Origin of the sequence: Qipengyuania pacifica (assembly GCF_019857205.1) — a bacterium.
Classification (GTDB): Bacteria; Pseudomonadota; Alphaproteobacteria; order Sphingomonadales; family Sphingomonadaceae; genus Qipengyuania; species Qipengyuania pacifica.
In genome coordinates, this window is sequence record NZ_JAHWXO010000001.1 from 189,452 (window position 1) to 202,500 (window position 13,049).

The following is a 13,049-nucleotide window of genomic DNA, read 5'->3' on the forward strand; positions in this document are numbered from 1 at the left end:
GACGCCCGTCGCAACCAGCCAAGCCGCAGCGAATGATTTAGCTGCAGATAACAGGGACCTGGACACGCTGCGTGTCGCCCTCGATACGCGCCTGAAGGGTTAGCGGTCCTGTGGGACACCCCGCTGGCAGCTTCCATTCGAGCCATGAGCCGCCGTGCACGTAATGGAGCGATGCTCCATCGATTTCGACCGGTGAATTAACCGTATTGGTAAGGGCCAAACTAACCATACGAGCGGATTGCTGACCGCGATTTGCGACGCGCAACGTATCGCCCTTAACGGTCCATTCTAGATCGGCGGGGCTTGCCGCCGCTCGGTCCACGAACATTGGAATAGTAAAACGGATACGCGTCATCGCGGTACCGCTTTGCGCCTGCTCGGGATCAGGTAGCTGATCAATCGCCACTCGATAACGGCGTTCACCCTCAGGCGGGAGCGCGCGGCGTTGTACGCGAAAGAATTGCGTATCGCCGGGCTGAATGACCACGATCGCCGGTGAAACGAGTACATCCGTCGTGGGAGCATAGACATCTTCGCCATGGGATTGTGTCCAGTCGAATGCTCTGACCTGGATACCGATCGGTCGATCCGAAGGATTGATAACCCGGAGCGTCTCCTGCATTTTCTCACCGTCCATCTCGAGGCGGAGCGGCGCTACCGTTACGCGCGCCGACGGAGCCGATGAGGCAGCGTTGGCTGGCGCCTCCTGGGCAAGCACTCCGCTAGACAGTATGAGGGAAGCCGTAGCCAGTATGGCTGCGAGACATATTTTCATGATAGGCTATCCGGAGTGGCGACCGGCGGGCCGAAACCCGCCGGACGAGGATCAGAAGGTAACCGTGACGGCAACCGAGTCCGAATAGGTGTCGGCCGCTACGTTGCCTGCAGTCGAAGGAATGCGTCCGCCAATGGTGAGCGTCTGCGCGCTGCCAGTCCCGGTTCCAGCGGCGATTGCAGTGTTGACCGCGAGAAGCGTGCCCGAAGCTGGAACACCGAGATAGAGGCTGTACGGGATCTTGTCCGTGCCCGAGCCAGCCATGTAGCGCTGGCCCGCATTTGCGTTTCCGCCGGCCCCCATAGTTACGTTGAAGTCGGAACCGTCGGTGCATGTGAGTGACATCGAGGTGCTGGTGTCGTGGTTGGCGCCGTTGAGCACGCCCAGTCCAGTCCAAGCCAGTGTAGCGTCGCTTACCTCGCATGATTCGAGGACTTCGGCAGTGACGGTCAGAGTGGCCGAGTTGGTACCAGCAACGGCGGGCGTTGCAGCGACCACACCGGCAGCACTGGCGGCGACCAGAATAATCTTACGCATTTGTTGATCTCCTAAACCCTGTTCCAAGCGGGTGATTCGGAAAATACTTACTGGCGGTATAGATTCCGTTAAGCAGGCCGCGGGGGTTCGGAATGACAGCGCGTCCGAGTGCATCTCTCCATTAAATTGTTGATTCTACGAGTGGAGAAAGGTGCGGCGCAAGAGATGCGCTAGAATTCGACGGTTACTGTGACGCTGTCTTCATAGCGTCCGGTCACAGCAGACCCGTCGAAGGTCAGTTCGCCATAGACGGGAAAAGCGATCGATCCGGTCGCGCCTGAATTTCCGCGAACCTGCCCTGCACGTTGATCGGTCCAGCGGCGGGAATAGGCTGGATCGGAGTAGAGATTGTACCGCATGTACGCACCGCTCGCCGCATTGCGCATTCGGCGGTTGATGCCTTGGCTGTGCTGGCCACGATCCATGGAAATCGCAAAATCAAGATTGGCGGTACACTGGACATCGACCGCACCTGTCGATCGAAGGGTACCTCTCGTTCCGATGATCAAGCCAAATCCGACGTCTGTGGTCGTGACGGTGCACCCGTCGACGATTGCCACATTGACCTGGAGATCTGCTGCATTTTCCCGCGCTTCAGCGGGAGTATGGACAGCGCCAAGAGCTGCCATGCCGATCAGTATCGGGCAAAGGCGAAAGGGAAGTGCCATAGCGGGTCAGTAGTGACCCGTACTGCACCATTAAGGTAAACAAAGGGTTTGACGGCGCGTTGGCGCGCAGGCCTGCTAAATGTCTCCGCCCGTAAGTCTCTGACAGATCAGATCTAATTGATCTAGCGTGCGATACCGGATTGTCACGCTTCCGGTGTTCGGTGTGGCATCCGTGGTAATCTTTACCGGCATGCCGAGGAATTCTTCGAGATGCCCCTGCACGGCCGAGATATCCGCATTTCCCTCCGCTGTCTGCTCCGGTCGCGCCTTTTCGCCACTGCCACTCTTACGCGGTTTTCGCGTCAGGGCTTCCATCTGACGGACGGACAGGCCTTCGGAGACAGCCTTTTGAGCCATCTCCGGCGCATCTTCACGTCCGATAAGCGCGCGCGCGTGGCCCATGGAGAGCGAACCTTCTGCCAGAAAGGCGAGCACGGTATCCGGAAGCGCCAGAAGACGTTGAAAGTTTGCGACGTGGCTGCGTGACTTGTCGACCAGCTTGGCAATTTCAGCCTGGGTCATGCCCTCGTCGTCGGTTAGTTTCTGATAGGCCCGCGCTTCTTCGACAGGGTTGAGGTCTTCGCGCTGGAGGTTCTCGATGAGTGCGAGAGCCATGACCTCGCGTTGGTCGAGTTCACGGACGAGTGCCGGAATCTGGTGCAACCGCGCTCTCTGCGCAGCGCGCCAGCGGCGTTCGCCGGCGACGATGCGGTAACGCCCCCTGCCCAGCGGCGATACGATGATCGGCTGAATGACACCCCTCTCGGCGATCGACGACGCGAGCGAATCTAGCGCTTCTTCGTCGAAGCGGGTTCTTGGCTGTCCGGGTAGCGGTTCGATGTCGGCCACCGGGATCGAAGCCAGGCCTTCCGACATGGTTGTGCGCCCGGAACTGTCCGAGATCGACGACTGATTACTGTCGTTACTTGATTCCCGCGCCACCAGCGGTTCCTCACGACGCGTTTCCCCGAGCAGGGCGCCAAGACCTTTGCCGAGCTTCTTCTTGCGGTCGATAGGATGCGCTCCTCGTTCAGCGTGTGTCTGGCTCATGCGGCTTTCCGATTTTCAGGCAAACGCCCGATGAGTTCACGAGCGAGACCGATATAAGCACGGCTGCCCGGGCAGTTGTGGTCATAGACGAGAGCCGGCATGCCGTGGCTCGGTGCTTCCGACAGACGGACGTTGCGCGGGATTACACTCTCAAACACGAGATTGCCGAGGCAATCGCGAACATCGTCGGCAACCTGGTCGGTCAGGCGATTGCGTCGATCGAACATTGTCAGAACGACACCGACGATGCCCAGCGAGGAGTTGAAACCCTGTTGAACCCGCTCGACCGTCTGAAGGAGCTGGCTGAGCCCCTCCAAGGCGAAGAATTCGCACTGCAGGGGTACGAGCAGGGTGTCGGCAGCACATAGGGCGTTGAGTGTCAAAAGCCCCAGCGACGGCGGGCAATCGATAAAACAAACGTCGTAACCGGTGAAACTACCGGCAGTTTGTTGATGAAGTGCATGCGTAAGGCGAGCGGTTCGATCGTCGACGGAAACCAGTTCGACTTCGGCGCCGGAAAGGTCTTGGGTGGCCGGGACGATGTCGAGACCGGGAATTTCGGTGGGTTGGGCGCATTCGGACAATGTCGCCTGCTGAAGGAGTAGATCATAGCTGGTGTTTTCACGTGCGGAACTGGCAACCCCGAGGCCCGTCGAAGCATTTCCTTGGGGATCGAGATCGATCAGCAGCGTTTTCCACCCGGTTGCCGCCATCGCCGTGGCGATATTGATCGCGGTGGTCGTCTTGCCGACCCCGCCCTTCTGGTTGGCTATGGCGATGGTGATCATTGATTCTTGCTCCATTGTCCGCGGCCGACGACAATTCCTGCGTCCTGATCGGTGAGAGATTGTTCCACGTGAAACATCTTACCGTGATTCTTCGGCAGGTCTTTTACTTCTTGCGATGCAGACCGCCCTTTCGGCAACACCCAAAAGGTATCCTTTGTGGAGAAGCGTGCGGATAACGCGAGCAACCGATCCAAAGGCGCAAAAGCGCGGGCAGAGATTGTGCCGGCAGGGAAGGCCCCCACACTCTCGAGACGAGCGCCTTCTATACGACAGTTCTGCAGGTCGAGCTCGGCAATCATGCGCTCAAGCCATTCCACCCGTCGCTTGCGGGATTCAACGAGCACAACCGAAAGTTGAGGGCGCATGACAGCAATGACGAGACCGGGGAACCCGGCCCCACTACCGAGGTCGAGCCATGCCGAACCCTCCCCGCCCCATTTCAGGAGTTGGGCGGAGTCCGCGATGTGCCGCTGCCACACTGTTTGTAGTGTTGCACGTGCAACAAGGTTCTGGCGCTCATTTTCCTGAGCCAGTTCAGCCGTGAGCGTTTCGAGCTTATCCATAGCAGCGGCGTCACACAGATCGGACACGTAGTGCTTTGCCTGATCTTCGTTGGTGATCATGCCGCTCTGCTTTCCAGCTTGCGCGCATGAACGAGCAAAGCTGCCATGGCTGCGGGCGTTACGCCGCGAATCCTACCGGCTGCTGCCAGCGATTCCGGCTTCGCCCGTGAGAGCCGCTCTATCATTTCATTCGACAGGCCAGGAACCTGATGGAAGGGAAAGTCGCTGGACAGAAATTGCGCCTCGTTTGCGCGCAAATCGGCCAACTCTGCATCCTGTCGCGAAAGGTAGGGGGCATAGAAAGCGTCTTCTGCCATCTCCACGGCCAGAGGATCCGACGCATCAACCTCGCCGATCCATGGGCGCAGTTCTTCCAGAGTAGCATGACCGCCGCCAATCCATTCCGAAACTGGACGGGGACCCACATCACGTTTCACGTGAAACCCCGCATCTGCCAGTGTTTTCGAATGAAGCGGAGCCTCGAACTGCCGGGAATAGCGCACCCTGCGCTCTTCACGTCGTTCATACCACTCCGCCCGCTCTGCGCCAACGATGCCACTGGCAATACCCAAGGGAGTCAGCCGCGTATCCGCATTGCTCGCACGGAGCCGTAAGCGATATTCCGCCCTCGACGTCAGCATACGATATGGCTCGGTAATGCCCTGCAGGGTCAGATCATCCAGCATAACCGCGATGTAAGAATTGGACCGATCCATCTGGACGGCTTCGCCGCCAGTGACACACGCGGCGGCGTGCATTCCGGCTACCAGACCCTGCGCGGCCGCCTCTTCATAACCGGTCGTCCCGTTAATCTGGCCCGCACAATACAAACCGGGAATCGCGTGTAACTCAAGGGATGACGTGAGAGCGCGCGGATCGATGTGATCGTATTCGACGGCGTAGCCTGGAACCGCCATCTCGACCCTTCCCAGACCATCCATCTCCCGCAACATAGCTAGCTGCACGTCCGCGGGCAGCGAGGTAGAGATGCCGTTGGGATAAACGGGGCTGGTATTCAGCCCCTCCGGTTCGAGGAAAACCTGGTGACCATCCCGATCGGCAAAGCGGTGAATCTTGTCTTCGATCGACGGACAATAGCGGGGCCCCGCAGCGCCGATAGCCCCAGAGAAAAGCGGCGACCGATCGAGATTGGCGCGAATAATCTCATGAGCGCGTTCGTTGGTGCGCGTGATAGCGCAGAAAATCTGCGGATTGACGCGCCGAGTAGAAAGCGCACTCATCGTCCAGACTTCCTCGTCCGAAGCTTGCTCTTCCAGACGCGCCCAGTCGATGGTCCGACCATCCAGCCGGGGCGGTGTGCCAGTCTTTAGCCGGCCCATGGGAAGCGCTGCATCCCGCATCTGTGAAGCGAGCCGGTGCGCTGCGCCCTCCCCGATACGGCCGCCTTCGAACCGCTCTTCCCCTCGATAAAGAACGCCGCCGAGGAACGTGCCCGTGCACAATATTACCGCGGAAGCCTCGAGCCTGTCGCCACTCGCCAGATCAATTCCGGCAACACGATCTCCCTCCAACCGAAGTGCGGCTACCTCTCCCTCTACCAGTTCGAGCAAGGGGTCCTTGCGAACCACCTGCTGGACGGCCTGGTGAAACAGATGCCGGTCCGCCTGTACACGGGGGCCCCATACCGCACTGCCCTTGGACCGATTGAGCATGCGATAATGAATCGCCGCAGCATCCGCGGCCCGTCCGATGACTCCGTCAAGAGCATCCACCTCCCGAACCAGATGACCTTTGCCCAAGCCGCCGATAGCAGGGTTACAACTCATCGATCCGACCTTGTCGATATCAAGCGAGACAAGCGCAACGCGCGCACCCATGCGCGTAGCAGCGCAGGCTGCTTCGACGCCGGCGTGACCGCCACCGACTACAACTACATCGAACTGGTGCATGCTGGCGCTTTAATGAAGGCACGCTTGCGCGTCAAAGGCCCATGTTTCACGTGAAACACTATTTACCGATGCAAAACCGACCGAACAACGCGTCGAGCATCTCTTCCGTGGAATCCCGACCGACCAGACGATCAAGCGCCCTACGCGCGGCCCTAAGATTCTCGGCAGCGATCAACAAATCCGAATGTGTATCTACAGCCTCCAGGCTCTGCGCCGCGGTCTGGGCCCATTCCCGCTGCCTCCGATTGAAGGCGATCTGATCGACCGGAGGTAAAATTTCCCGCGCCTTCTCAACCAGCATGTCCGTCAGTTCAGACAAGCCAAATCCAGTTACAGCCGAAACTTCCAAGCCCTCCGATTGCCCTGCCCCAAGGTCGGATTTCGCGCTGATCTGGATCGCGCCAACGGGCAGATCATCCGGAGCGCCGAGCCACAGAACAATGTGCCCATTCGCAACCTCCTTGCGCGCGCGTTCGATGCCCAGCTCTTCGATCGCACCCGCACCGCTATCGCGCATACCAGCTGTATCGACCAAAATGAGGGGTACGCCACCGATAGACACCGGGCGTTCAAGGACATCCCTCGTGGTCCCCGCCTCACTCGTCACGATCGCCGCATCGTCGGACAGCAATGCGTTGAATAGCGAAGATTTTCCGGCGTTCGGTGGGCCCGCAAGTACGACGCGAATGCCGTCCCTCAACCGCTCGGTCGCCGGTCGCTGCGATGCCGCCCGGATTTCGCGAACCAGTTCGTCGAGTTCACGTGAAAAGGCTGCGGGAAGCGTTACATCATCCTCATCCGCGAAATCGATCACCGCTTCGATCGACGCGGCGAGGCCAAGTACACGGTCGCGCCATCCTTCAATCCGGCGGGACAAATCTCCCCCAGCTGCGAGCAGCGCACCGCGGCGCTGCAATTCGGTTTCAGCTGAAAGTAAATCGGCCAGACCCTCGGCTTCAGCCAGATCGATACGGCCATTGCTGAAGGCGCGGCGGGTGAATTCACCCGGTTCCGCTTCCCGTAGCCCGTCGATACTGGACAATGCCGCAAGAAGGGCCGCAACCACCGCCCGCCCCCCGTGGCAATGAATTTCCGCAAGATCCTCACCCGTGGCCGTATTCGGACCCGCGAACCACATCACCAGCGCCTGATCCAGCGCTGCACCTTCGCCATTCCGCACTATCCGCAACCGGGGCGAGCGGGCTGGCGGAAGACCATTTGCCATTCGCGACAGAGCTTCCCCTGCCCGAGGACCGCTGATCCGTATTACGCCGATGCCTGCAGGTGGCGCGCCGCTGGACAGCGCGTAAATCGTGTCAGCCATCAGGCAAGTTTACCTCAGTCGCTATCTGAATGCTTGCTTTGCGACGAAGATCGACCGGCGTTGGCCCCTTCCATGAAACTCTGGAACAGTTTGAAGCCGGCCTGCCCCATCGGGGCGAGCTGCTTGGCATATTCCTGCAGCTGATCGGTGCTGCTCACGCCCTTCATCGCTTTCGACATCATGTCGACATAAACGGCGTTCGCCTTTCCCACGTCGGGAAGACCCATGAAAGTCCGCGCCTCTTCAGGCGTGCAATCGATTTCGACATGGACCTTCATCGCGTTTCCTCCGTTATGGTATGCGAGATCCTATTTGGGTCCGCACACCGCGTCACGCAAGCACAGACACCAATCAAATCGAGGGAGCCCCCCACCCATGAGCGAAACCGTCACCGTAACGAGCCTGACCGACAATGAAGAATTCGACGCCTATGTCGCGCGTCCTGCGGACACGCCGAAGGCGGCCATCGTCGTGATTCAAGAGATCTTCGGGGTGAACGCCGGCATCCGGCGCAAATGCGACAAGCTGGCAGAAGACGGCTATCTTGCCGTTGCGCCGGATTTGTTCTGGAGGCTCGAGCCGGGCATCGAGCTCGACCCCGACGTCGAACCGGAATTCCAGCGCGCGCTCGACCTGATGGGCAAGTTCAACCAGGATCAGGGCATTCGCGATATAGAGGCGACCATTCATCACATCCGCGAACGCGAAGGTGTGAAGAAGGTCGGTGCCGTCGGCTACTGCCTTGGCGGCCGCCTGGCTTATATGACCGCAGCGCGAACCGATGCGGACGCCACGGTCGGCTATTACGGGGTTGGTATCGACGAATTGCTGCGCGAGAAGAATGCCATCGCCAATCCGCTGATGCTGCATATTCCGACCGAAGACGGCTTCGTCGCCAAGGACACGCAGAAAGCGATGCATGACGGTCTGGACGATCATCCCAAGGTGACGCTCTACGACTATGAAGGGCTGGACCACGGCTTTGCTACCGAATTCGGCAAGCGGCGTAGCGAAGAAGCCGCCCAACTGGCCGACAAGCGTACGGCAGAGTTCTTCGCCGAACACCTCGGCTGATGCGCAATCTCGCGCATATGCGCGAATCGTCCGAACTGTTCATGCGGTTTGGCCCGACGCTGGTCGTGGTGCTGCTGACCGCCTTGTTCGGTATGGTCGGATCGCTGCGCTGGGGCCTGGTCTTCACGATCCCGTTACTAGTCGTAGCCGTGTATGACTTCTGTCAGCGCCGCCATACCTTGTGGCGGAATTATCCGCTGCTCGCCCATGTGCGCTGGATGATGGAGGACCTGCGCCCCTATGCGCGGGCCTATCTGGTGGAGGGTGACCTCGAAGGGCGGCCCTTCAACCACCAGCAGCGTGCGCTGGTCTATGCGCGATCGAAGGGCCAGCTCGACAGCCACCCGTTCGGCACGGAACTTGACGTATATTCGGACGAATACGAGTGGCTTGCCCATTCGATGACACCGAATGCCGACGTACCCGCCGAGTGGCGCGTCAATGTGGGCAGCAGCCAGTGTGCCAAGCCCTACTCCGCAGCGTTGCTGAACATCTCGGCAATGAGTTTCGGATCGCTGTCGGCCAACGCGATCATGGCCCTGAACAAAGGCGCAGCGGCGGGCAATTTCTACCACGACACGGGCGAAGGCGGCATTTCGCGCTATCACCGTTCGCATGGCGGGGACCTCGTCTGGGAAATCGGCAGCGGCTATTTCGGATGCCGCAAGGACGACGGATCGTTCGACCCGGACCGGTTTGCCGACAATGCGCGCGACGACCAGGTCAAGATGATCGAAATCAAGATCAGCCAAGGCGCAAAGCCGGGTCATGGCGGTGTATTGCCCGGCACCAAGGTAACGGAAGAAATCGCCGAAGCACGCGGCGTGGCCGTGGGCACGGATTGCATCTCGCCCGCGGCGCATTCGACCTTTTCGACGCCGACCGGCATGCTGGAGTGGGCCGCAAAACTGCGCGACCTTTCCGGAGGCAAGCCGATCGGCATGAAACTGTGTGTCGGCAAGCCGCACGAAGTCTTTGCCGTGATCAAGGCGATGCGGGAAACCGGCATCGTGCTCGATTACATCGTCGTCGATGGCGCAGAAGGCGGCACGGGTGCGGCGCCGGTCGAGTTTTCGAACCGGGTTGGCATGCCTTTGCGCGAAGGGTTGATCCTGGTTCGCAACGCTCTGGTCGGGTCTGGGCTGAAGCCCGAGATAAAGCTGGCGGCGGCGGGAAAAGTGCATTCCGGCGCGGGCATGGCGATGAATTTCGGGCTCGGCGCGGATTTCTGCAATGCCGGCCGCGCCTTCATGTTCGCGCTTGGCTGCGTCCAGTCGCTCAAATGCCATACCGATGCCTGCCCTACCGGCGTCGCCACGCAGGATTCGACCCGGCAGCGCGGGCTCGTGCCGATGGAAAAGGCCGAACGCGTAACGCGCTTCCAGCGCCACACGCTGCATTCCTTCCGCGAAATGGTGATCGCCATGGGGCTCGATAATCCCTGGCAGATCGCGCCGCATCTGATGTCGGAGCGGATCAACGGGGTGCAGTCGGACAGTTTCGAGCATCTCTATCGCTTCCTAGAACCCGGCGAGCTGCTCGACTCTCCGGAATCCACCCCCTATGCCAAAGCCTGGGCAGCCGCGCGTGCGGACACGTTCAGGGAGGTAGCATGAGCGCAGAACTCGGACTGCAGAAGTGGCACACGGCCATGGAAGAAGGCAGCGCGCCGGACGCGCTGGCAACGATCATCCGCGAAGATGCGGTATTCCATTCGCCGGTCGTGCATACGCCGCAGGAAGGTCGGCAGATCGTTGTCGCCTATCTAGCGGCGGCCGGGCAGACGCTCGGCAACGACAGTTTCGAATATGTACGCGAGCTCGTCGATGGCGATAACGCGATGCTCGAATTCACGACTGAGATGGATGGCATCCATGTGAACGGCATCGACCTCATCCGCTTCGATAAGGATGGCATGATTGCCGACTTCAAGGTGATGGTGCGGCCCCTGAAGGCCGTCAACAAGGTCTGGGAACAGATGGCGGCGATGTTGGAGCGCCAGAAAGTCTGAGTTATCAAGCTCTTACGCAGCCATGCGCGGCGTCATGATGGTTTCGACCAGACGCGCTATCGTCGCCTGCGAAATTTCGGTCTGCCGCAGTTTCTGCTCGAGTATCCGGGCGTCACCGCCAGATACGGCCAGCCGCTCCATCCGCCAGTTCGGGAAACAGCGACCGCGCCCTTCCCGGCGTTCCAGAACCTCGAGGCGCTCGTGCCTGCTGTCGGCCTTGAGATCGTTAAGCAAAGCGTCGAGCGACGCGGCGGGACCTTCGACGAACTGAACGAATGTGTCGTGGGCGTAGACCAGGAAACCGGTCACATCCCGCGTGGGATTGTTCCGCGCGGACGTCTCGATAATCTTGAAAACATCGCCCGACTGGAAATCGTCGCTCGCGTATGAAACGTAAATCAGTTGCTGCATAAATCTTCCTTGCAGCAACTGATACGTCCGACGTGTCTAACAGGTCGTTAACCGCAAATGGTTGTATTTACTGGTTCATATTGGCGAAGAAATCTTCGTTGGTCTTGGAATCCTTCATCTTGTCGAGAAGGAATTCCATCGCGTCGATCGTGCCCATCTGCATGAGGATACGGCGCAGGACCCACATCTTGGAGAGCTTGTCCTTCTCGACCAGCAGTTCTTCCTTGCGCGTGCCGGACTTGCCGACGTCGAGAGCGGGGAAGATGCGCTTGTCGGCGACCTTGCGATCGAGCACGATTTCGGAGTTACCCGTGCCCTTGAATTCTTCGAAGATGACTTCGTCCATGCGGCTGCCGGTATCGATCAGCGCCGTGGCGATGATGGAAAGCGAGCCGCCCTCCTCGATATTACGGGCCGCACCGAAGAAACGCTTGGGCCGCTGCAGGGCGTTCGCATCGACACCGCCGGTCAGCACCTTGCCCGAGCTGGGAACCACGGTGTTGTAGGCACGGCCGAGACGGGTGATCGAATCGAGCAGGATGACGACATCCTTCTTGTGTTCGACCAGGCGCTTGGCCTTTTCGATGACCATTTCCGCAACCTGGACGTGGCGATTGGCCGGTTCGTCGAAGGTCGAGGAGATGACCTCGCCGTTCACGCTGCGCTGCATGTCGGTGACTTCTTCCGGGCGCTCGTCGACGAGCAGCACCAGCAGGAAGACTTCCGGATGGTTGTCGGTAATCGCCTTGGCGATGTTCTGCAGCAGCACGGTTTTACCGGTACGCGGCGGCGCAACGATCAGCGCGCGCTGGCCCTTGCCCTGCGGCGAGATGATGTCGATCACCCGCGCGCTCTTGTCCTTCACCGTCGGATCGAGCGTATCGAGCGTCAGCTTTTCTTCGGGATAGAGCGGCGTGAGATTGTCGAAATTGGTGCGTGTGCGCACATTGGCCGGATCTTCGTAATTGACCGAAGTGAGGCCGGTCAGGGCGAAATAGCGCTCGCCTTCCTGAGGTGCGCGGATCTGGCCTTCGACCGTATCGCCGGTGCGCAGGCCCCATTTGCGGATCTGGTTGGGCGAAACGTATATATCGTCCGGGCCGGCAAGGTAATTCGCTTCGGGCGAACGCAGGAAGCCGAAGCCGTCCTGCAGCACTTCAATCGTGCCGATGCCCATGATTTCTTCATTGTATTCTTCATCGTCCGCCAGTTCGCGCAGGATGCAGAACATGAGATCCTGGCGGCGCATTGTGCCCGCCGCTTCGACGCCCAGTTCTTCGGCCATCGCGACCAGATCTGCCGGAGCTTTTGCTTTGAGGTCTTTAAGATGCATGTGGTTATACTCGGTATTCGGTTGGGATGGCCGGCGGGTCGGTAGGGGCTTGGAGAAAGCAGACCCGGCCTCGTCAGGATGCGAAGCCCGTAGCCGGTTGATGATGCGCAGTTACGCCCGCGTCAGGGGGGCGTCAATTCACAAAGCGACGTATCGAAGCTCAGAACGGTTTGACGACAACCAGCACGACGATGATGGCGAGCGCGATCCCGGGAAATTCACCCCAGATCCGCAATTGCTTTTCCGTCATCGGGCGCTCGCCCGCTGCCATTTTCTTGGATCGTGCGACCATTATGCCGTGGAACGCCGTCAGAAGCACCACAAAGAACAATTTGGCGTGAAACCATCCCTGGTCCCATGCACCGATCGACATCGCCAGAAGTAGGCCCAGAACCCAGACAACGATCAGGCTGGGTGTGAGGATCACCTTGCGCAGCAGACCCATCCTTTTCGCCCACAGAGCCGATTCTTCGGATCCGGGCGCCGCTGCATGCAGATAGATCATCTGGCGGGGCAGCATGAACAGACCGGCCATCCAGAACACCATGAAAATGATGTGGCCGGCCTTCAGCCAGTAGTAGGTCATGGCGAGGACATCCTGCATT

15 protein-coding genes are annotated in these 13,049 nt (G+C 59.7%); 3 read left to right on the forward strand and 12 right to left on the reverse strand.

Annotated features, from left to right (window positions below; translation table 11 throughout):
- Positions 1-37: 37 nt before the first annotated feature.
- The 9 genes from KYK83_RS01010 to KYK83_RS01050 form a co-directional block, all read right to left on the reverse strand.
- Positions 38-775 (reverse strand): fimbrial biogenesis chaperone, encoded by a 738-nt coding sequence (locus tag KYK83_RS01010; protein WP_222826885.1) that lies wholly within the window; start codon positions 773-775, stop codon positions 38-40.
- A 51-nt stretch (positions 776-826) separates the two neighbouring features.
- Positions 827-1,312 carry a Csu type fimbrial protein gene (locus KYK83_RS01015; RefSeq protein ID WP_222826886.1) on the reverse strand — a complete coding sequence of 162 codons (486 nt, stop codon included), beginning with the start codon at positions 1,310-1,312 and terminating at the stop codon, positions 827-829.
- A 170-nt stretch (positions 1,313-1,482) separates the two neighbouring features.
- A complete protein-coding gene (locus KYK83_RS01020) occupies positions 1,483-1,980 on the reverse strand; it encodes a Csu type fimbrial protein (protein ID WP_222826887.1) in 498 nt (165 codons plus the stop codon).
- A gap of 75 nt (positions 1,981-2,055) precedes the next feature.
- Positions 2,056-3,030, reverse strand: coding sequence for a ParB/RepB/Spo0J family partition protein (locus tag KYK83_RS01025; RefSeq protein WP_222826888.1), 975 nt, complete (start codon positions 3,028-3,030; stop codon positions 2,056-2,058).
- Entirely contained in the window at positions 3,027-3,818 is a 792-nt protein-coding gene (locus tag KYK83_RS01030) for a ParA family protein (protein ID WP_222826889.1), read from the reverse strand. The genes KYK83_RS01025 and KYK83_RS01030 overlap by 4 nt, the downstream gene beginning before the upstream one ends.
- Positions 3,815-4,441: a 16S rRNA (guanine(527)-N(7))-methyltransferase RsmG gene (rsmG, locus tag KYK83_RS01035; RefSeq protein WP_222826890.1), complete on the reverse strand. Its 627-nt coding sequence runs from the start codon at positions 4,439-4,441 to the stop codon at positions 3,815-3,817. Before rsmG ends, KYK83_RS01030 begins: the two co-directional genes overlap by 4 nt.
- A complete protein-coding gene (mnmG, locus tag KYK83_RS01040; protein WP_222826891.1) occupies positions 4,438-6,291 on the reverse strand; it encodes a tRNA uridine-5-carboxymethylaminomethyl(34) synthesis enzyme MnmG in 1,854 nt (617 codons plus the stop codon). The genes rsmG and mnmG overlap by 4 nt, the downstream gene beginning before the upstream one ends.
- Before the next feature lie 58 nt (positions 6,292-6,349).
- Positions 6,350-7,615, reverse strand: coding sequence for a tRNA uridine-5-carboxymethylaminomethyl(34) synthesis GTPase MnmE (gene mnmE, locus KYK83_RS01045; protein WP_222826892.1), 1,266 nt, complete (start codon positions 7,613-7,615; stop codon positions 6,350-6,352).
- 14 nt (positions 7,616-7,629) lie between these two features.
- Positions 7,630-7,893 carry a DUF6489 family protein gene (locus tag KYK83_RS01050; protein WP_222826893.1) on the reverse strand — a complete coding sequence of 88 codons (264 nt, stop codon included), beginning with the start codon at positions 7,891-7,893 and terminating at the stop codon, positions 7,630-7,632.
- 97 nt (positions 7,894-7,990) lie between these two features.
- Between KYK83_RS01050 and KYK83_RS01055 the strand changes: the two genes are divergently transcribed.
- Genes KYK83_RS01055 through KYK83_RS01065 form a run of 3 tightly spaced genes read left to right on the forward strand, consistent with a single transcriptional unit; the run spans position 7,991 to position 10,700 of the window.
- Positions 7,991-8,689 carry a dienelactone hydrolase family protein gene (locus KYK83_RS01055; protein ID WP_222826894.1) on the forward strand — a complete coding sequence of 233 codons (699 nt, stop codon included), beginning with the start codon at positions 7,991-7,993 and terminating at the stop codon, positions 8,687-8,689.
- Positions 8,689-10,305: an FMN-binding glutamate synthase family protein gene (locus KYK83_RS01060; RefSeq protein WP_430298946.1), complete on the forward strand. Its 1,617-nt coding sequence runs from the start codon at positions 8,689-8,691 to the stop codon at positions 10,303-10,305. The genes KYK83_RS01055 and KYK83_RS01060 overlap by 1 nt, the downstream gene beginning before the upstream one ends.
- Positions 10,302-10,700, forward strand: a complete 399-nt coding sequence (locus tag KYK83_RS01065; RefSeq protein WP_222826895.1) for a nuclear transport factor 2 family protein — start codon at positions 10,302-10,304, stop codon at positions 10,698-10,700. The genes KYK83_RS01060 and KYK83_RS01065 overlap by 4 nt, the downstream gene beginning before the upstream one ends.
- A gap of 12 nt (positions 10,701-10,712) precedes the next feature.
- Here the strand turns inward: KYK83_RS01065 and KYK83_RS01070 are convergent, their stop codons facing one another.
- From KYK83_RS01070 to KYK83_RS01080, 3 genes are all read right to left on the reverse strand, one after another.
- The gene (locus KYK83_RS01070; protein ID WP_222826896.1) at positions 10,713-11,111 is read right to left on the reverse strand and encodes a BLUF domain-containing protein; all 399 of its coding nucleotides are present in this window, start codon (positions 11,109-11,111) and stop codon (positions 10,713-10,715) included.
- 67 nt (positions 11,112-11,178) lie between these two features.
- Positions 11,179-12,444, reverse strand: coding sequence for a transcription termination factor Rho (gene rho, locus KYK83_RS01075; protein ID WP_103024735.1), 1,266 nt, complete (start codon positions 12,442-12,444; stop codon positions 11,179-11,181).
- A gap of 160 nt (positions 12,445-12,604) precedes the next feature.
- Positions 12,605-13,048 carry a CopD family protein gene (locus KYK83_RS01080; protein ID WP_222826897.1) on the reverse strand — a complete coding sequence of 148 codons (444 nt, stop codon included), beginning with the start codon at positions 13,046-13,048 and terminating at the stop codon, positions 12,605-12,607.
- Position 13,049: the final 1 nt, after the last annotated feature.